Genomic DNA, 20347 nt, shown 5'->3' on the forward strand with positions numbered 1-20347 from the left:
CGGCAAACTTCGCGTTCGTCCAAAAGCGGACATATCGCCCGAGCCATAGACGGCCCCGATGTGCCCATAATGGACGTCCTGCAAATTCATTGTCCTGCCGAATCTGGACTTCGAGAGCTGGCCCTAAACAGCAATTGTATCGCGCCTAGCCGTCCTATCGCCGGGGCGCCAATTGTAAACAACGGCGAACTATACCAATATCGTTACTGGCTTCTTCCGGTGCGACTCGGGAGAACGGGATGGGCAATGAACGCGAAGACGCAAACGGGAAAACACAGCGCCGCTGGCCAATACCTCGGCTATGCGCTTCAACCTGTACGCCTTTGCTTTCACCTGCTCAACGCGCCTAGCGGCGCCTTGGTCTCTCTTGAACATTTAGACGATGTGGCGGTTCACCTGGTCGGCGGCGAAGTCGTTCTTGAGCAAAGCAAGAGCGCACTGAAGCAAAATCCGATATCCGACTGGGCTGCGGACCTGTGGAAGTCTCTGGCCAACTGGCTCAGCTTCATGGCGGCGGGAGAGATCGACCCGGCGACCAGCCATTTCCGGCTATATGTCACACCGGTGAAGGCGGGTGCCTTCGCGATCGCGCTGAACGACGCGAAAACAGATGCCGACGTGGAGGCGCTGGTCGCTAACCTCGCCAAAGCCCACAGCAAGCTGAAAGCTGCACCGGCATGCGACGCCGACGTCCAAGCTTTCCTGAACGCTGATGCGGCTCATTGCGCCGCCTTGGTCAAGAATCTCGCCGTTATCAGCGTCGATGCAGATCCCGTCGATCCGATACGCGCGATCTTCAAGCCGACGGTCTCTCCGCTCATCATCGACCTAGTGTGCGAACGCGCGATCGGCGCTGCGAAGGAGGCGGCGGACAGGCTGATTAGAGCTGGCAAGCCCGCCATCTTGGACGTGGACGCGTTTCAGGCCGAGCAAAGAGCATTTGTTCAGAAGAACAACCTTCCAGGGCTGCTGTCGTCTTTCACCAAGCAACCGCCTGTCGAGGCCATCGAACAATTGATCGCCGACCGTCCCGCCTTCGTCCGCCAACTCGAGCTGATCGAGGTGGGAGACGAAGCGTGCGTCCGGGCTGTTAGCGATTACCTTAGGACGCTCGCCGACATCTCGATCTGGGGCGAAAGCGGGCTAATCTTTGAGAAGAACCTAAGTGACTGGGACGATGATCTTGTCGGTCGCTATGAGCACGTCAGTGCAGAGGTGCACGACATACAGGCCGGACACCCCGCAACGGTTCGTGGTAGAATAGTTTACAGGCGCTGCGCGCAGTTGCAGCCTCCACTCGATGGTCGAGTCGTCCCCGGTCATTTCGTCCACGGATCATTCAACGCCCTTGCCCACGGCCTGCGCCTCGGCTGGCATCCCGACTACCAGACTCTTTTGGAGCCAGCGACTTGATTGAGGCTGGCCGATCGCACCTACCGCTCAGCGACCTCGCCCTTGTCCAGAATCCAGGACTTGGGGCTTTCGCATTGTGGCAATTTGGCCAAGGTTTCCAGGCTGAGGACGAACGTCCAGCGCCGTTCGCCTTGGCGTTTCTCGTGCTGCCAATCGTCCTGCATCGCGCAACGCTCGAAATCGTGACTTCGACAAACCGACCCTCTGGACTGGCGCTCTTCGCGGCCAAGCTCGGGAAGGAACGGGAACAACTCCTCGCCGTCCACGAGCGAGCGCTGCTGCTGCGTACTCTGACATTGCAATCGGCCGCTGTCGGTGTGAGCGGGCGGCTGCTGTCCGTGGATTACAAGGATGCTACTTTAAGAGCAAACGTACCAGAACCGAAACCGAGGAGGCTCGTCCTTCCAGAGCGCGTCAAGCACCTCGGACCTGCCTCGGAGAAATTGGGTTTCTGGTTTTCGAACCTGGGGACCGCGCAGGTGGCCAACCTGTTACGGGTGGAGTTCTAGATGTATTTCCAGCTTCGAAAACTGATCCTTTGGCCCCGCAATGGTGCAGCGCCGCGGGTCGTCAAGTTCGAGCCCGGTGTCGTCAACGTCATCAGCGGCGCGTCGAAGACCGGGAAGTCCGCCGTTATCCCTATTGTTGATTACTGTCTGGGCTCGGAGAAATGCGCGATTCCGGTGGGCGTAATCCGCGAGAACTGCAGCTGGTTCGGCATTCTGATCGAGACGCTGGAGGGCGAAAAGCTCTTGGCGCGACGCGAACCGGGGGACCAACAGAGCACAGGCGACATGGTGCTGCTGGAGGGCGCACAGGTCGAAATTCCGGAGACGATCACCGACAAGACCACCAATGTCGACACGGTCAAGCGCGCGATGAACCGCCTGGCAGGACTGACTGACCTCGACTTCGAACCAGGTACAGAGAATGGATTCAAGCAAAGGCCAAGCTTCCGCGACCTCATGGCCTTCACGTTCCAACCTCAGAACGTGATCGCCAATCCCGACGTGATGTTTTTCAAGGCCGATACGACGGAACACCGGGAGAAGCTAAAGACCATCTTCCCGTACGTTCTGGGCGCGGTCACGGCAAAGATTCTCCAGGCGCGGTTTGAGATCGATCGGCTCCAGCGCAACCTCCGCCGGAAGGAGGCTGAGCTACGCGCGATCGTGTCGGCAACTGGCGCTTGGCGGGCGGAGGCGGAGGCGTGGCTGCGTCAGGCAGTCGAACTTGGCCTAGTCGATTCCTCCACTGAAGTGCCGAAGGACTGGAGTGACGTTGTTGACCTGCTTCGGCGCGTGTCGAACAGCAACTCAAGTCTTGCTCGACCAAGCCTGGCCGGCATCGATGTGGTGCTGACGCGTCTGGAAACCCTTCGTGCGTCGGAAACTGAAATCGCCGCGCGACTTACCGAGCATCGTCAGCGCCTGAACGAACTGCGCCGTCTGGTGGAGAGCAGCGAGGCGTACGGCGACGCCATGCGCATCCAACGTGACCGCTTGGACCTTTCCACGTGGCTGAGGGACTTGGCCGACGAGTTCGCCGATCCGTTGGTCGCACTCGGGGACGGCGGCCGCGAGAAGGTCTTGGCCCTTTGCGACAACCTCGGCGGTCTGGAGATCCGACTGCGGACCCACCCTGCGATGTCTAACACGCTTGACAAGGAAATCCTGCGCCAGCGCGGCGCCGCTGAAGCGGTCCTATCTGAGTTGAACGATGTCCGTAGCGAGATAGCGGTGCTGGAACGGGACTCTGACGTCGCCCGAGACGAGGCCAATCGCTTCGATAGGCTTGAGCGCTTCCTCGGTCGATTGGAGCAGGCGTTGCACGTCTACGACCGCGCCGACCAGTCGTCGGATTTGCGGCAGGAACTCACCTCGCTGCAGGCCGATATTGCAACGCTGCAAAAGACGATCTCCGAGGCCGACATCCAGCGCAAGCTATTCAACGCGTTGCACCAAGTCTCCCATCATGCCAATCGGCTGATTCCGCAGCTTGACGCGGAGTGGCCCGAGGCCCCGATTAGGCTGTTGATTGAAGACCTGACCGTCAAGGTGACTAGGGGAACGCGTGAGGACTACCTGTGGGAGATTGGCAGCGGCGCCAATTGGCTCGCGTATCACGTCGCACTAATGCTTGCGCTGCAGCACTACTTCCTGGCCGAACCTCATCACCCAGTCCCTGGTCAGCTGATCTTCGACCAACCTAGCCAAGTCTATTTTCCTAAGCGGGCGGCGGGCGACGAGGGCCCCGACCTCATCGCGTGGAGGGATCAGGACGTGGTCGCCGTCAGGAAGGTCTTTGCGCTCCTAGGCGCTGAGGTCATGGCCGCGAAAGGTCGCCTCCAGATCATCGTGCTGGATCATGCAGATGAGGACGTCTGGGGCAAGCTTCCCGGAGTCAAGTTGATTGAGGAATGGCGTGGACAGGCCCTCGTGCCTCAGGCTTGGATTGCCGCCGCATCTTCCAACGGTGGATAATAATCTGCTGCCAGAGGAGAAGGCATGGCGAACGTGGACGAGATCAACCGTCTGACGGCCCTTGGCTTGAACGTCATCACAGCCATGGATGTCGCGGAAGGAAAACTAGACGAAGCCTTCGAGGTCGCCCGCGCTCAGGAGAAACGCAAGGTCGACATCTGGTGCAAAGGAAGAAAGAACATTCCGGTTGCACTGACTGCGATATGGGACTGCGATCCTGCAAACTTCTATCTCGCGTTCGACGGCGATGATCCCAGCGACCACGCTTCGACGGATTTCATTCTTATCGACGCTGATGTCACTGACGTTGGCGGCAGGCTTACCTACGCCGCCAGCAGGGACAAGGGTCCTTGGCATCAACGTTACAAGAGCAAGAGCTGTGGGATCGCCTACCGATGGCTGCATGGCCGCGGTGTCACACCGCCTTTGCTCGGCGAGTACCAAGGCCAAGTTCACATCGTAGGAGGCATGCACCGCTTCCATCTTGCCAAGCACTATGGGACGACGCGCATGCCATTCCTCGTCCGGAGGGCCGAACTAGCCGCAGTAATGGCGTTGATCCCCTCGGCGACCGACACCGCCAACTCGTAATGGCGGGGACTGCAGAAAAGAAGCGAATGAGTTGCGAACTTACCGGGATCACTCCCCGAAAGCTGACCGACGGCTTCCGGCCCCGTTGCGGCCATTCTTACTCCCGCACTTTGGCTTTTCCAGCGCTAAACCGGCCTTGGGCGATGAATGGAAACGGTCAGATGTTCCCGGTCTGTGCTCGAAAAGTCGCATAAAAGGGCAGACTGGTGTGACGTCCGGAATTATTGGGCCTTTCACGGGTTTACCGGTCCCGAATTATCGGTTGCTGGCGGGCGGGCTATGCGATTGAAAACAGGAGAGTTTTCTGGCTAAGGGTGGGGTTTCAGACTGAGTTTACCAATGCCCTTAATGACGATTAATTCTGGATTGGCATCAGGTGATTGGGTTTGCGCAGAATATAGCCGCCCTTATTGGTAAACCCGCTCACGGTCGACAACGGATTGGTCAACCTAGGACGACAGGATTGGTAAACCGGAGCCGCCCTATCGACGAAGGTCTAGCTTGGCGCATTCACTGTCGCCGGTAGGCAGATATTCGGGCGACAATCGGGACCAGCGTGCGACGCCGCCAAGCGTGAGACACGTCGGCTACGCCGCAAATCGACACGGTTTGACCGGGCGCAATACCGCACCGATCTTCTAATCTCGGCTTAATTCCGGAGAGAGGCAGATAATTCCGGACGCCACACTGATTGGTAACCTAAGGCCACCCACCACGCGGATTGGTAGCCCACAGGAATAGGTTTGGTAACCCTTATCGAGTGAGGGCCGCTCGTACCTTTCGGCGGGTTCGTTTCAGTTCTAAGCCCGGCTTAATTCTGGACAACGACAGATAATTCTGGACGGCACAGTGGAACTCAACGCGTTGTAAGGATGGCATAGAGAAGCAGTAGCCCTCCAGTCTCGCTACTGGAAAAATTCTGGAAAATGGGTCTGCTTGGCTGGACGCAGAACGTTGTGATTATTCAGCCGGCATTTCTGAAGCTTCTCGAACACAAACAGCTTGCCTTCGCGCACGCTATCTTCGAGCGACTTCGCCTTCGCCAGATGCGCCGCAATCGCGCTGGCCAGCATGCAACCTGTTCCGCGCATCGATATAGCAAGGCGCGGCGTGTCGAAGTGGATGGGTTCATGATCGGAGCGTAACAGAATATCGGCCGATCGGGGACCCGACGCGTGCCCACCCTTGATCAGCAGGGCCTGAGGGCCGACGGCCTGCAGTCTTTGTCCTTGTTGGAGCGCACCGTCCTCATCCGAAGCCGGTTCGGAACCAGTAAGGAGCGCCAGTTCAGGAAGGTTGGGCGTGACAATGCAGCAAAGCGGCATCAAATCGCGCTTCATGGCAGCGATAGCGCCTGCTTCCAGAAGTGCGCGGCCTGAGGTGGAGGCCAGCACAGGGTCGAGTACTGCCGGCACTTGCGGAAATTTGCGCAGCACTGCGGCAACGGCAACAATGATCTTGGCAGTCGCCAGCATGCCGATCTTGATTGTGGCTACGTCGTTGGCCTGTAGCGCGGCACACATCTGATTGGCCACCATGCTGGGTGGCGAATGATGGATTTCGATCACGGCGTCGTGCGTTTGCACCGTTAGCGCTGTGACGGCGAGACAGGTGCGCACGCCAACGGCAGAGATCGTCTCGATGTCGCGTGCTATTCCAGCACCCCCGCTGGAATCTGATCCGCCAACGACAAGCACATGCGGTTCTCGTCTCATCGCCATCGGTCCGTCTTTTCGATCCATTCTCGCGTGCGCGCTTCGGGGTCGAAGCTCAACGTGATGTCCGTGACCACTGCGGCGCTGTTGGCGCCGGCCTCAAAGACGCCGTCGAGGCGGTCGGGGTTGAGGCCGCCGATGGCGACCAATGGGATCGGCGCCACCCGCCGCTTCCACTCGCTGATCCGCTCTAGCCCTTGCGGTGCCCACTTCATTTTCTTCAAAGTGGTGGGATAGATCGGACCGAGCGCGACATAGTCGGGCTCGGCAAACATGGCCGTTTCCAGCTCGACATGATCATGCGTGCTCAATCCGAGCCTGACGCCCGCTGCCCGTATCCTCGAGAGGTCGGCCGTTTGCAAATCCTCCTGGCCCAGATGCACGAAATCGCAGCCTTCCTCGATTGCCAGGCGCCAATAATCATTGATGATGAGCTGGCTTTTGTGTTGGACACACCAGGCCTTCGACTTGCGGATCTCCGCGCGCAGCCCGGTTTCATCCATGGTTTTGATGCGAAGCTGAATCAGCTTGACGCCGAGCGGCGCCAACCTTTCGATCCAGGCGGCGCTGTCGACGATCAGGTAGAAGGGATCGAGCTTCATGAAAAAACGGCCCTGCCGACCATCGGTGTCGATGGCACGGCGACGTCGCGCGGTTCGAGCATTCCCGAACTGAACGCCTCACGACCGGCGTCGACCGCCTTACCGAAAGCACGCGCCATGCCGACCGGATCTGCCGCCTTGGCGACCGCTGTGTTCAGGAGCACGGCGTCAAAGCCGAGTTCCATGACGGTGGCCGCGTGCGACGGCCGTCCGAGCCCCGCATCCACAATCAGCGGGACGCCAGGGAAATATCCGCGCATCGAGCGCAGCGCCGTCATGTTGACCGGTCCCAAGGCGGAACCGATCGGTGCGCACCACGGCATCAGGACCTTGCAGCCCGCTTCCAGCAGCCGCTCGGCGACAACGAGATCGTCGGTGGTATAGGGGAATACCGCAAAGCCGTCCTCGCACAGGATGCGGGCGGCTTCAACCAGACCGAACACATCCGGCTGTAGCGTGTCGTGATTGCCGATCACTTCGAGCTTGATCCAGTTGGTGCCGAAGACCTCGCGCGCCATTTTCGCGGTGGTGACGGCTTCCTTGACGGAGAGGCAGCCGGCGGTATTGGGCAGGGTTCTGGCGCCCAGCGAGCGGATCAACGACCAGAATTGTTCGCCGGCCCTACCGCCCGCCATCTCACGCCGCAACGAGACGGTCACCACCGACGTGCCCGATGCCTTGACTGCATCGGCAAGGATGGCCGGCGAAGGATACTGAGCCGTGCCGAGAAGCAGGCGCGACGAAAGCTCGGTTCCATAAAGCTCCAACATGCTAGCCGCCCTGCATGGGCGAGAGGATTTCGATCCGGTCGCCGTCGCTCAACTGGAACTCCGCGCGGTTGGCTTTGTGCACGAGGTCGCTGTTGACGGCGGTGGCGAGCCAATCGCCCTCATAGTCGAGCGCGGCAAGCAACTCGGCCAGCGTGGTGGCGGCAATCTCACGCGCCTCGCCGTTGACCATCAGTTTCATGAGCATGCTCCTTGGTTCTGTCTTGACTGAAAACCAGGTCGGCAGCCTGGCGCGCCATGGCGGGGGCGAGGAGAAAACCGTGACGATAAAGACCGTTGATCGCGATGATCTCACCGTCTGTTTCGACGCGTGGCAAATTGTCGGGAAATGCCGGACGGACACCCACACCGGTTTCAACGATCTCGGCCTCACCAAAGGCCGGATGGAGGGCATGGGCGGCGCCCAGCAGCTCCATCATGGAACGCGCCGTCACCGGTCCGGCGCTCTGGCTTTCAATCATCGTCGCTCCGATCATGAAACGGTGATCGGTGCGCGGCACGGCATAAAGCGGAAAGCGTGGATGAAGCAAACGGACCGGCCGCGACAGCGAGACATCAGGCGTGCGAAGGATCAGCATTTCGCCGCGAACACCGCGCAGCCTGTCATCGGCCGCTGCCATTCCCATGCAGTCTATCTGACGGGCGAATCCCGAAACAGGCCGGGCGTCGCAGCCGAAGTGGAATTTGACACCCATGGTCGCAAGCTTGTCATGAAGTGCCGCCATCGCCGGGCGTGGGTCGAGGTGAGCCTCGTCGGGGAAGAGCAATCCACGCCGGAAGCGGCCGGCGAGGTCGGGTTCCAGGAGCGCAATTTCGTTTTCATCGACGCGCCGATGCCCTGACGTGCGACTGGCGAACCGGTCAAGCTCACCGGCATCACGCGGCGCGGCCACGACCAATGTCCCGGCCCGTGTCACCTGACCCGACAGCACCGCATCCCACCAGTCGGCAGCATCGCGTCCGAGATCCAGCACCGGCTGCTCCGCGCTTTCGCGCTCGCACCATGGCGCCAGCATGCCGCCGGCGAACCACGACGCGTTGCCACCAAGGCCATGCCGCATCTCGGCGACGGTGACCGTCGCGCCGCGGGCGGCGAGTTCGAAAGCGACGGTGAGGCCGGCAACGCCGGCCCCTTTGACGAGCACCCTCATGATGGTTTGGGAGCCTCTGGCACGACCGGTACGCCAGTCTCGTCCGCCTGCATGTAGAGATCGCCGCCCTCCCGGTATTTTGCCGCCATTGCCGCCATGCCTTCCTTCTGGGCCTCGGCACGGATGTCGTGGGAAATGCGCATGGAGCAGAATTTCGGCCCGCACATCGAACAAAAATGTGCCAGCTTGTGCGCCTCCTTGGGCAAGGTCTGGTCGTGGAAGGACCGTGCGGTTTCGGGGTCGAGCGACAGGTTGAACTGGTCCTCCCAGCGGAACTCGAAGCGCGCGCGCGAAAGGGCATCATCCCTGGTTTTCGCTGCCGGATGGCCCTTCGCCAGATCGGCTGCATGGGCGGCTATCTTGTAGGTGATCACGCCAATCTTGACGTCGTTGCGGTCGGGAAGGCCGAGATGCTCTTTCGGCGTGACGTAGCAAAGCATTGCGGTGCCGAACCAGCCTATCATGGCGGCACCTATCCCTGAGGTGATGTGGTCATAGCCCGGCGCGATGTCGGTCGTCAGCGGCCCCAACGTGTAGAACGGCGCCTCACCGCACACTGCGAGCTGCTTGTCCATGTTCTGCTTGATCTTGTGCATGGGGACATGGCCCGGGCCTTCGATCATCACCTGGCAGTCCTTTGCCCAGGCAATCTTGGTGAGTTCTCCAAGTGTTTCCAGTTCGGCGAATTGCGCCGCGTCGTTCGCATCGGCGATTGAACCGGGACGAAGGCCGTCGCCGAGCGAGAAGGAGACGTCATAGGCTCTGGCGATGTCGCAGATCTCCTCGAAATGCTCGTAGAGGAAGCTCTCCCGGTGATGGTGCAGGCACCATTTGGCCATGATCGAGCCGCCGCGCGAGACGATGCCCGTGACCCGGTCGACGGTCAGCGGGATGTAGTGCAGCCGCACGCCGGCGTGGATGGTGAAATAGTCGACGCCTTGCTCGGCCTGCTCGATCAGCGTGTCGCGGTAGACCTCCCAGTTCAGATCCTCGGCGATGCCGTTGACCTTTTCCAGCGCCTGATAGAGCGGCACCGTACCGATCGGCACCGGCGCATTGCGCACGATCCAGTCGCGGATGTTGTGGATGTTGCGGCCGGTCGACAGGTCCATCACCGTGTCCGCGCCCCAGCGGATAGCCCAGACCATTTTTTCGACCTCTTCGGCCATCGACGATGTGACAGCCGAGTTACCGATGTTGGCGTTGATCTTGACCAGAAAATTGCGACCGATGATCATCGGCTCGCTCTCGGGATGATTGATGTTGGCGGGAATGATTGCGCGCCCGCGCGCCACCTCGTCGCGCACGAATTCGGGTGTGACGAAATCTGGGATCGCCGCGCCGAAGGCTTCGCCGTCGCGTTGCAGCTTGCCGCGCATCACCTCGCGGCCGAGATTCTCGCGGATGGCTACGAACTCCATTTCTGGCGTGATGATGCCGGCGCGCGCATAGGCAAGTTGGGTCACCGCCTTGCCCTGCTTGGCCTTGAGCGGCCGATTGCGTATCGGAAATTCCGGTGTCAGGCGCTCGCCGGTGGCGAATCCATTGTCTTCCGGCCGGACGTGGCGGCCGTCATAGGCTTCGACATCGCCACGCGCCGTGACCCATTCGTGGCGAAGCCGGGCAAGGCCTTTTTCGATGCTGGTTTCGACTGATGGATCGGTGTAGGGGCCGGACGGATCGTAGACGGTGACGGGCGGTTCGCCGGCCGTCGGATGGACGGAAATCTCGCGCATCGGCACCCTGATCTGCGGGTAGAGGACGCCGGGCTTGTGGATTTTCCGCGAGGCGGGCAGTGGTCCCGTCGATACGGCGGGGGTGAGGGCATTCATCGTGAGGCTCCTTTGCTCATGCATTGGAGACCCAGTTCTGTGCCGGAAGGATGAAAAGACGCTTCTGTAGACCTGCTGCAACAGGACCTCGGGCGTAAACTCCCGCAAAGCGCTTGCACCGTCCCTACGCCAGTATGAACTGGATCAGGTTCAACGGGTCACTGCGCCGCGAAAGCCAGCAGTATCTCAGCCCCTTGCCGGGACTCCCCTGGTGAATGCCTTAGGTTGAACGGGCTGACGCTATCTTGTCAAGCGCATTCGGGCGCCTTCGGCCGGTGGCGACGACCGGCGGCCAGCCGGGCGGAGAGCTCGCGCATGCATCGGGGACAAGTCACGCCCCGTAGACCGGGGCTGAATGGCCAAAGCCTCATTCGCTTCGTGAAGGATGGAGAAACTGTATTGGCCATGTGCGCGTATCGACCAAGTAGCTCAGGCGGTCACGGATGTGGTTATTCTGGTCGAAGGTGACGAACGGCCTTGGGGGTCACCTCCTTTAGGATTCAGAGGTTGGAAGACGGCTTCTCGCGATCACGGCCATCAGGAAATACCTGTCTTCGGCTCAACCTCGACATGGCGTCCGATCGACCGCAGATATACAGCTATCTCGTTCATGAGATGATCGCGTTCGCCGTAGATTTCAGCAATCCTACGCAGCTGTGGCTCGACGGCCCTCCGTTGCGCTGGCGTGAAATCAGCATCGCCAAAGACGTATCCCAAGTTGCCAATCGCGCAAATTTTGCAGCCGGCGTCCACAACTGCTTGTACGAATGCCGGAATGTCTTTTTCTTGCATGGTCTTCATGTCGAACCTCTCGTGAATGGCGTGCTTGCGCCCCAATCTGCCTTTTCAGCGTGTCCTCTGGGCGGCGCAAGCCCTGAGCGTGACTGTGCACGGGCAACCTCGACTATCCCATCTGCCACGCTCTTTAGAATCGGTGGGGTCTGGTGATCGCAGGCTGGGCCACTCAAAAGCCTGCAAGAAGAAAGTCATGGCGACCATTGCTCAAGATCGCAAGGGTGCGTGCAAGACCTTCCGTTGGCAGTCATGCACGCTCGCTCAGAGATAGTCCGGCCGCGGAAATTCTCCCTTATTCGTAAGAAAGCTCATTGAGCAACTGGGCATTGAGCAACTGGGTCTCACGTCACGGGTCTCGTGTGCTTCACAGCCGAAAAATAGCCGCCGTGGCAATTCTCGAAAAGTGCAGGCTACCTCGTTAAGGACACTGCGGATGATCGTTCGCGCTTGGCAAAAGCGAACGGATTAGTCTATGGCTCTCGGCAGGGGGGCGAGTTATGCGGCGGGTGCGAATCCTTCAAGTAGGCGATATTCACTATCCGGACTGGCATCCTTCCTCTAGCAACATCGATGCCAAGGATAGCAAGTTCGCTCCGAAAATAACGCAGAAGCTACGCGCGTCTTCGCTGCGTGCCGTCTTGACGAAACTTCGGCGGCTGACGACTTCGAAGCCCTTGGATTCGATCGCCTTCATGGGGGATTTCACGAGCCGTGGCGACAAGACCTTCATTGCTTCGGCATTCCAGCATTTCACGTTGCTCTGCCGCGCACAGGGACGCAGTTCAAAGGCGCTTCCGTTGATATTCGTACCGGGAAATCACGATGTGAACCGTGATGACGCGCGCGAACTTGGACCGACTGAGAAATTCAGCGAAATGGCGAGTTTAGCCGCCCGCTTGGGTTGGCAGACCGTTCCCGTGGACCAACCCGTGCACTTCAGACTTCCGACAGGATCCGCAGGCGCAAACTTCATCCTCGTCAACACAGCGATAGGCAGTTGGGAGCTTCAAAACCTTCCCGCGTTCCTTCGTGATCGTCTCGAGGCACTCAGTCCTTCTACAGAGCCTGTAGATCTCGGCTCGCCGGACATCTCGGGACATTCGCCCGCGACACCTCCCAGCGATCCAGACAAGGAGGCGTCCGACGACGAGTATTACGGTCAGATGGACACGCCATACATCTCGCGTGAGATGCTTGCAGGCCTACAGGAATTGCTCCAGCAGCCCGACATGCGTTACGGCATCATAATCGGCCATCACAATCTGCTGCCACAAAAGACTCCGCGCATTACGCCATACGCGGAGATGCTCAACAGCGGATTTGTCAGAACTCAGCTGCTGCAGGGCAACAAGCCTATCGTCTACCTGCATGGACACATACATGCTGATCCGGTCGAGATCGTCAACGATCCAAGGTTTCCGGACGGCAAATTGATCTGCATCTCAGCACCAGAGATACAGTCAGGTTTCAATGAGCTCGTCTTCTTCACGACCGATCAGGGAGAGCTCGTCGGCATCCGACTTATACCCTACCGCACCAATGTCGCCGACGGGACGGTCATGGAAGGCGAACATTGCTTTATTTCGACCATGTCCAACGGCAAGGCCTTTCTGAACAACGACACGTTTGACCTGCTGCGCCGACTGCGCGACCATGCCACCAGGCGCGGGAATGGGTTACTCTTCTGGGACGAGATCACTGAGATTGCTGCCTCCGCCGAGCTCGGGCTAGATCTGGAAGACTCTCTTCTGATGCTCCAAGCGGCGCGCTTCATCGAGATAGACGGCCTCACCAAGGCAAACTCGGCTTGGCGCATTAAGGTAAGGGACGAATAGCGATGGAGAATCCGTTCGGCCCCAACAGGATCGAGTACGAAAGCCGCCCGATACTGTGGTTCAGTCAGAAGTCGGCGTTGATTTCTGCCGCCGCCAAGCCGGTCTTCGTCGCAGGGACGAGAGGCAGCGGCAAGACCAGCATTCTTCGCTCGCTTTCCACAGTCCATATTCTTGAAGACAAAAGTCTCTCGGACCAAGTCGGCAAGCTCGCTTGGTATGGCGTCTTCTTCCAGCTCAATGAGACATTCTCGCCCCTAATCGACAACGCCGTTCTGAACCTCATTCCGGAGCGGATACGCTTCGACACGGCCGCCGTGATCCCGCGGCAATTCGTAATCTTCTCTCACTATCTGGAGCTGAAGATAGTCGAACGCCTGCTCGAGAGCATCGGCCAGCTCAGACGCGACGGCCACTTGAAATACCGGGCCTCCGAAGATAGGGACGTCGCCCTGGCACTGCATCGCGAAGTGCTGCACTTCATACCCCAACCTGCCCGTCTCGACTTCTTCAGCATCGATGAGCTGCGGGGTGGGATAACCCGGTACGTCGACGAATGCTTCAACGCGTTCTTCTTTGCCGCCGATGCCGGAGCGACCGGCTTCAGAGCAACAGACCCTGGCGCGATCATTAACAAGGTCGCGACCGCGATCACTCCACTTTTAAATGGCCCATCTTTCGCCGGTGACAGGGCGCCCTTCTTCAAGATACTGATTGACGACTGTGAAGCACTGACACCGCTCCAACAGCAGTTCCTGAACACCTTGGTGAGAAAGACGCGCGGCAACGTGAAATGGGTCCTCGCCTACATCGGCGGCCTCTACGACACGATCCGGACGATCATACCCGGCCAGTCGCTCTCGAATGCTGACCGGGACGTCGAGAATCTTGATTCAGTCGATCCGAGGGAGTTCGCCACGCTGTGCGAGAACGTGTCGTCGCTTCGGCTGTACTATGCGCTTCCTGACCATCTGCGGAGTGATCTCGAGCGCAACGATGCGCTCAGCGCGTTTTCGCTCAAAAACCGGCTGGGGCGGCTTTCCGTCAATGACATCATCGAGCGGGTTATCATATCGGGTCATTCCGAGGGCAGAGAAGAGCTTGTGGCACTTGCTGATGCAGCACGTGAATTCCTCTCCGTGAATTTGAGGACGGCGGATCAGCAGCAATTCCTTCTTGATCGAAAAGCGCGCCCTTATGCCGAAGGGCTGGCGCTCGCGCTCATGAACCCGGAAATTAAGCGCCGGCCCATGAGCAAGGCGGATGCTTCAAATCTGAAGAGGTCGATCGCCCGGAAACAGGGATGGGCTTTTCTGAAAGCGTGCCAGATGCTGCGTCTGCATGACTACCCGTACGTAGGGCACCAGATCATCACATCATTGAGCGACGTCTGTATACGCGATTTCCTTGATATAATGGGAGAGATCTTCCGCCGCAGTGTTCCGAGTTCCAGTGATCCACGAAAACTGGTGGAATTCATCAACTCGGATTTACAGATTCATCTCGAACAGCAGAGACAGGCTGTGAACGCCGCCTCTCAACGGAAGCTTGATGGACTTCAGGCGCTTTCACATCCGTACGAAGAAGAGAGCGTGCGCATGGTGCGGGCGTTGGGTTACCTGACCGCTCGCCTCCAGACAGAGTTTGCCGAAGAAAATGCTCTAGGAACGACAGAGAGAGGCATTTTCAGGGTTGATCTAAAGGAAATGCGCTCGCTGGTGAACCGACTGGAGCAACCCAGCGGAAAACTGGACGAGGTCCTGCGTCGGGCGGAAAGGGATGGGTTTATCCGGGAGGTCTCCGCCGCCGGCAACTTTGAGGTGGACCGCGCCGACCCCGCATCGAAGGAGATGATGATCAGATTGCATCGGCGATTTGCACCTTACTTCGGGTTCTCCTATCGCGGCCCGTACGAAATCAACACAATCCCTGCGGCGCGGATGGTCGACCTGCTTTTTACCAGGCATCGGCTCCCAGAAGACTGGGCCGACTCGGTGTTTAAGGAGCTCGTCGCGCGGCCCGCACTCAAGACCGAATTCCAGCACTCGCTTTTCGAGAGCGATCTCGAATGACCGCTTCAACTGTCGAGTATCGAGTCTTCGGCCATCTGGCCGTCACCGAGAAGGCGAGAGATGCAGGTACCTGCGAAACGATGGAGGCAGATATCGCGATCGTCGCGCTTGGATGGGAAACGCGTTTCGCCGCGTTCGAAAACCATCTTGACCTGAAGGTCGGCAAGATCGTGGTTCTGGACTTTGCTCTGAAGGAAGCGAACGTCCCAGCCGTCGAAGAAAACCGGCGAAAGCTCATCGCTATGGGTACCCGATGGGGCGTCGAAGTGACTGTGATCACCCTCGAGCCTTCCATCGAGTATCAGAAGAACATCAATCTCCTCGATCACCTGCTCACTCAGATGGCCGCTTCATGTGGCTCATACGAAGGAAGCCTGCGGAAGGTTTTCGTCGAGTGCTCGACGATGCCGCGAATCTACATCCAATGGCTGATTGCGGTGGCATTCAAGAAAATGTCGATTCAGTCTCTCGAATTCGGGTACGCCGAAGGTATCTACGGGAACGCGATCGGCAAAGAGGATTTTTCCAGCGGCTTGGACCGATACGTCACCGTCCCTCATCTTCAAGGCAGCGGAGGAATGGGCGAAGAGAAAGTCCTGCTCGTGGGGATCGGAGGAGATGCCGACGTATTCTACGGATTGATCGATATCGTCAGTCCGGAACGGATCTCGCTCCTCGTCCCAAGAAGCGACAAGAATGCGCATATCGATGCTTTGCTCGATCAACAGGTGGCCAAGGTACGTGAAACCCACCGGCTCGAAGATGGCGAAGTTCGCGACATCCAGGCTTTCGGGCTGATGGCCCACCTCGATGCTTTCGAGACGTATCTCGACGGGTTCGGCTCGCGTGCGGTGGTGAACGTTTTTGTCAGCGGCCCGAAGGTTCAGGCCATCGCTGCTGCCGTGCTCGCCTGCTCCGACAGCCGCGTCCATCTCAAGGCAAGAATTCCCACCTCCTATGCCCATCGTGAAGTCTCAGCGAATGGGCGGTATCATATCTATAGGCTGATTGACCTGACATCCCCTGCCTGCAGCCTTCCCGGGACGTTCTGACACTATCTTGCATTCGAGTAGCATCATGGTCCCAGTAGCCGTTCCGCCAAGCCTTCAGCGCATGTTCGTGTCGCCCGATCCGGTCGATGGGGGGCTAATTCCCACTTGGAAGCTGCTCTACATCAGATCAGGGGGGAATGCAGACTGGCAGAATTCCGTCTAATTAGCGACTAGCTAAAACATATACTCAGGCGAGACTGTTCAGCATAGAAATAGTGAGTCGGCCGTGAACTATCCGCAAGCCATTGATCTGGCCTGTTGATTGAGGCGGATAGCGGCTTTGGAATTGCAGGATTAGCGGTATTTGGACGCTGTTTTCCTGCAATTCGGTTTTGCGATTCCCTTGTGGCGCGGAGCGTGATTCACTCGGTTCGGCGGCGGCGAATCGAGGGGACAGCGAATGTCCAGGCCACGCGAGAAGCGCGAGACGGGAGAGCAGGACCTGTTCCGCTCCCGGCTCGACCAAATCATCAACATGAAGCACGAGCTGGTGCGGCTGGCGCAGGCGATCGACTGGCCGGTGCTGGAGGAGCGTTTCGGCGCCGTCTATTCGGACGGCCCCGGCATGCCGCCGCTGCCGACCCGGCTGATGGCGGGGCTGGCGATCCTCAAGCACACCTTCAACCTGTCGGATGAGGTGCTGTGCGAGCGCTGGGTGGAGAACCCTTATTTCCAGTATCTCACCGGCGAGACGTTCTTTTGCCATACGCTGCCGTTCGACCGCTCCTCGATGACGCGTTGGCGCAGCCGTATGGGCGAGGAGCGGATTATGGTGCTGTTGCAGGAGAGCCTCAGCCTCGCGGTCAAGACCGGGGCGATGAAACCGGCCGACACGCGCCAGGTGATCGTCGACACCACCGTGCAGCCGAAGAACGTCATGTTCCCGACCGACGCCAAGCTCATCCATCGGGCACGCGAACGGCTGGTGCGGCTGGCCAAGAGGACGGGTCTCCATTTGCGCCAGAGTTATGTGCGGGTCGGCAAGCTGGCGCTGATCAGCCACCAGCGCTATGCCCACGCCAAGCAGTTCAAGCGGGCCAACAAGGCGCTACGCAAGCTCAAGACCTATCTCGGCCGGACCATTCGCGACATTGGTCGCCAGATCGCCGGCGATCAGGGGCTGGACGCTGTTCAAATGGCCGCTCTACCAGGCCGCCACCGTTCTCGAGCAACGCCAGCGCCAGCGCGGCCGCAAGATCTACAGCCTGCACGCACACGAGGTGGAATGCATCGGCAAGGGCAAGGCGCATGCGCCCTACGAGTTCGGGGTGAAGGTGTCGGTGGCCACCACGCTGAAGCGCTCCAGGGGCGGCCAGTTCGCCCTGCATGCAAAAGCACTGCCCGGCAATCCCTATGACGGCCACACGCTGGCAAGCGTCATCCCCGACATGGAAAAGACCATCGGCAACGAGATCGGCCGCATCCTCGCCGACGCCGGCTATCGCGGCCACAACGCACCGCAGAGCCACAAGCTCAGGGTCTTCACCGCGGGCCAGAAACGCCGCGTCACCCCAGCCATCAAGCGCCAGATGCGACGGCGGTCGGCGGTCGAGCCCGTCATCGGCCACATCAAGAGCGAACACAGAATGGGCCGCAACTACCTCGCCGGCCAGCAGGGCGACACCCTCAACGCCATCCTGGCCGCCGCCGGCTACAACTTCTCCCTCCTGCTCAGGTGGCTGAAGGGGTTTTTGTCGCTCTTGATTGCCCTGCTTCAAATCCGGCCGAAGCCGGTCGCCGCTTAGGGCTCGGATTGTTCACGGTCGACTAGTGAGCACTCTCCAATATGTTAGGCTCTGTCGCAGTAGCGCAACAAGCTCAGTCTTTGGATGGGTGGTATGAGGATGAGACGACTGAATGTGTACAGGCTCAGTCTTTTTATCGAGGCTCTCGTTTTTGTCGTAAGCGCGTTCGGTGCGACGTGGCTTACCAGCTTTGTGAACGCGCCATGGTGGACATATGTGATTATAGCGGCCATCGCTATGGGCATGTTCGTCGCCGTGCGTGGGGTCCTTTCTGAGCCGCAACGTATGGGACTCTTGGCACACAACTCGGCAGCGACCTCTGCGTGAACCCAGACGCCTTGAAAATGTGCCCGATGCGTCCGGATTTTTGGCGGTGATCTTCATCAAATGCGATGAGCTGCAATTTCTGGCGACGGCCACGCTAAGGGCGGGCCTCCAGCACCATGTTGAACGGTGTCTCCGCGGCGCGACGCAATCGCTTGAAGCCGCCGCCGGTCACAACCTTGCGCAGCCTCGCCTCACCGGCCTGGGCTCCAAGCGCGAGCCCGACTTCCTGCGACACGGATGCGGGCGTGCACACGAAAGTGGAAGCGGCATAGTAAACGCGGCCGACGGGATTGAGGTTCGCCGCCAGATGATCATGCGCGAACGGCTCGACGATCATCCACGTGCCGTCCGGCTTGAGCGATCCGTGGACATGGGTGGCGGCGCCCGTCGGGTCGCCCATGTCGTGAAGGCAATCGAAGAATGTGACGAGGTCATAGGTTCCGGGATAGCTCTTGGCGGCCGCCACGTCGAACCGCGTGTTAACGCCGACGCCGGCTACCTCGGCCGCCTTGCGGGCGCGCTCAATCGAAGGGGCATGATAGTCGAAGCCGACGAAGCGCGAATTGGGGAAGGCCTGTGCCATGAGCACGGTCGATGCACCATGACCGCATCCAACATCCGCGACGTCCACGCCGCGTTCGAGCTTCTCGACGACGCCCTCCAAGGCCGGCAGCCAGGAGTCGATCAGATTGGCATTGTAGCCTGGACGGAAGAACCGTTCCGTACCGCGAAACAGACACGCGCTATGATCGTGCCACCCGACGCCCTTGCCGGACTGGAATGCCTGCCTCACCTTTTCTTCATCGAGCCACAGCGCGGACAGGAACTCGAATGCGCCTGCCATGAAGGCCGGGCTGTCTTCATCAGCGAACACCAGCTCTTGCTCGGCGTTGAGATAGAATTTGTCGCTCGCTTCATCGTAGTCGACGTAACCCGCCGCCGCCTGCCCGGAAAGCCATTCCCTTACGAGGCGTTCCTGGGTGCCGGTGCGTGTCGAAAGTTCGGCGGCCGTCATCTTGCCGCCTTCGCGCAATGCCTTGAACAGGCCGAGTCTGTCCCCCAGCAGGACTCCCGCGCCCGTTGCGATCGCACCGAGATCGCCGACCATTTTCCCCAAGAATGCGTCCAACTTTTCCTGATTCGCTTCAGACATCTGAATCTCCCTTTGGGTTCAATCTCTCCAGGCGACGGAGCCGTGCTCGTCATGAGGCGCCTTGAGCATCAGATGCTCGAAGACATGCAGATATCCCCGGCGGCTCATTCCGCGCTGCCGATCCTGCACCAGACCATATGGGTGACGACCGGCGCGGTGGTCGGGAATGACAGCCACCTCCATGCCGTTGAAAAGCAGGAAATCCGTCACTTTGCCCTCGTCGGTAACCGGCGGAGCCGGAGTGGTCGTCACCAGGGCAAGCCCTGTTGCAGCAGGTATCCTTGGGCAGCCTGTCAGAACATCGATGACTCCGGTTGTGGTGCCGGGGTGGGCGATCAGGGGCCAAGTGATTGTTCCGCGGCGGCTGTATGTTGTGGTAAGGTGATCATGCGAACTCTTGTTGGTCGGTCACGTGTTTTGCGGATGACCCGCATGTACTGTGCCAAATGAGAAAACCATTCAAACGCAATCCAGTAGATCTGACTGTATCCGACATTGTCGGAATTTGGACATCGCCGAACGCGAAGCGCTCGGGGCTTGTGACGATACTTGAGCGTGCTGCTTCGGAGGAGGGATGAGCCTCGAACCGGCCGCGAGGCCTTTTTCTGGCAACGGATATTCCGGCCGGGTTAGGCCGCGAGGAAAGCGACGGTGAATAAGAGGTAGAGGACCAACCGTTTTGAGCGGGTAGTTGCCGTGTTGCGCCCCCAGGCAAAGGCCAGCACCACGGAGCAGTATTTCTGGTGGCGATACTACAACGCCTTTTAGTGCCGGTTACCCGTTTTTACCCAGTTGG

Annotated in this window: 15 protein-coding genes, 2 pseudogenes and 1 riboswitch; of the genes and pseudogenes, 8 read left to right on the forward strand and 9 right to left on the reverse strand. The window is 59.4% G+C overall.

The window, feature by feature from the left end; all coding sequences use genetic code 11:
- Positions 1-246: 246 nt before the first annotated feature.
- From RPF88_RS24710 to RPF88_RS24725, 4 genes are read left to right on the forward strand one after another with little or no spacing between them, the layout of a single operon-like run.
- Positions 247-1413 carry an ABC-three component system protein gene (locus RPF88_RS24710; protein WP_063169421.1) on the forward strand — a complete coding sequence of 389 codons (1167 nt, stop codon included), beginning with the start codon at positions 247-249 and terminating at the stop codon, positions 1411-1413.
- Complete coding sequence (locus RPF88_RS24715; RefSeq protein WP_063169420.1) at positions 1410-1922, forward strand: three component ABC system middle component; 513 nt, start codon at positions 1410-1412, stop codon at positions 1920-1922. The genes RPF88_RS24710 and RPF88_RS24715 overlap by 4 nt, the downstream gene beginning before the upstream one ends.
- A complete protein-coding gene (locus RPF88_RS24720; protein WP_063169419.1) occupies positions 1923-3896 on the forward strand; it encodes a DUF3732 domain-containing protein in 1974 nt (657 codons plus the stop codon).
- A gap of 24 nt (positions 3897-3920) precedes the next feature.
- Entirely contained in the window at positions 3921-4487 is a 567-nt protein-coding gene (locus tag RPF88_RS24725; protein ID WP_063169418.1) for a hypothetical protein, read from the forward strand.
- A 905-nt stretch (positions 4488-5392) separates the two neighbouring features.
- Here the strand turns inward: RPF88_RS24725 and RPF88_RS24730 are convergent.
- The 7 genes from RPF88_RS24730 to RPF88_RS24760 form a co-directional block, all read right to left on the reverse strand.
- Positions 5393-6208, reverse strand: a complete 816-nt coding sequence (locus RPF88_RS24730) for a hydroxymethylpyrimidine/phosphomethylpyrimidine kinase (protein WP_063169417.1) — start codon at positions 6206-6208, stop codon at positions 5393-5395.
- A complete protein-coding gene (locus tag RPF88_RS24735; protein WP_063169416.1) occupies positions 6199-6804 on the reverse strand; it encodes a thiamine phosphate synthase in 606 nt (201 codons plus the stop codon). The genes RPF88_RS24730 and RPF88_RS24735 overlap by 10 nt, the downstream gene beginning before the upstream one ends.
- Complete coding sequence (locus RPF88_RS24740; protein ID WP_024504259.1) at positions 6801-7574, reverse strand: thiazole synthase; 774 nt, start codon at positions 7572-7574, stop codon at positions 6801-6803. The genes RPF88_RS24735 and RPF88_RS24740 overlap by 4 nt, the downstream gene beginning before the upstream one ends.
- 1 nt (position 7575) lies before the next feature.
- Positions 7576-7773 (reverse strand): sulfur carrier protein ThiS, encoded by a 198-nt coding sequence (gene thiS / locus RPF88_RS24745; RefSeq protein WP_024504260.1) that lies wholly within the window; start codon positions 7771-7773, stop codon positions 7576-7578.
- Positions 7742-8743 carry a glycine oxidase ThiO gene (thiO, locus tag RPF88_RS24750; RefSeq protein ID WP_063169415.1) on the reverse strand — a complete coding sequence of 334 codons (1002 nt, stop codon included), beginning with the start codon at positions 8741-8743 and terminating at the stop codon, positions 7742-7744. The genes thiS and thiO overlap by 32 nt, the downstream gene beginning before the upstream one ends.
- Positions 8740-10575, reverse strand: coding sequence for a phosphomethylpyrimidine synthase ThiC (thiC, locus tag RPF88_RS24755; protein ID WP_063169414.1), 1836 nt, complete (start codon positions 10573-10575; stop codon positions 8740-8742). Before thiC ends, thiO begins: the two co-directional genes overlap by 4 nt.
- Before the next feature lie 103 nt (positions 10576-10678).
- Positions 10679-10795, reverse strand: a riboswitch (TPP riboswitch).
- 317 nt (positions 10796-11112) lie between these two features.
- Positions 11113-11376: a hypothetical protein gene (locus RPF88_RS24760; RefSeq protein ID WP_082826710.1), complete on the reverse strand. Its 264-nt coding sequence runs from the start codon at positions 11374-11376 to the stop codon at positions 11113-11115.
- 491 nt (positions 11377-11867) lie between these two features.
- Between RPF88_RS24760 and RPF88_RS24765 the strand changes: the two genes are divergently transcribed.
- The 4 genes and pseudogenes from RPF88_RS24765 (at position 11868) to RPF88_RS24780 (ending at position 18071) form a co-directional block, all read left to right on the forward strand.
- Positions 11868-13205 carry a metallophosphoesterase family protein gene (locus tag RPF88_RS24765; RefSeq protein WP_127248690.1) on the forward strand — a complete coding sequence of 446 codons (1338 nt, stop codon included), beginning with the start codon at positions 11868-11870 and terminating at the stop codon, positions 13203-13205.
- A gap of 2 nt (positions 13206-13207) precedes the next feature.
- Positions 13208-15274, forward strand: a complete 2067-nt coding sequence (locus RPF88_RS24770; protein ID WP_063169412.1) for an ORC-CDC6 family AAA ATPase — start codon at positions 13208-13210, stop codon at positions 15272-15274.
- On the forward strand, positions 15271-16326 hold the full coding sequence (locus RPF88_RS24775; RefSeq protein ID WP_063169411.1) for a hypothetical protein: 1056 nt from the start codon (positions 15271-15273) through the stop codon (positions 16324-16326). Before RPF88_RS24770 ends, RPF88_RS24775 begins: the two co-directional genes overlap by 4 nt.
- Before the next feature lie 400 nt (positions 16327-16726).
- A pseudogene (locus tag RPF88_RS24780) lies at positions 16727-18071 on the forward strand (IS5 family transposase).
- A gap of 421 nt (positions 18072-18492) precedes the next feature.
- Here RPF88_RS24780 and RPF88_RS24785 read toward each other — a convergent pair.
- Entirely contained in the window at positions 18493-19551 is a 1059-nt protein-coding gene (locus RPF88_RS24785; RefSeq protein WP_024504268.1) for a class I SAM-dependent methyltransferase, read from the reverse strand.
- A 57-nt stretch (positions 19552-19608) separates the two neighbouring features.
- A pseudogene (locus RPF88_RS24790) lies at positions 19609-19830 on the reverse strand (insulinase family protein); the annotation flags it as partial.
- Positions 19831-20347: the final 517 nt, after the last annotated feature.

It is taken from the genome of Mesorhizobium sp. ISC11 (assembly GCF_037162595.1).
Lineage (GTDB): Bacteria > Pseudomonadota > Alphaproteobacteria > Rhizobiales > Rhizobiaceae > Mesorhizobium > Mesorhizobium ciceri.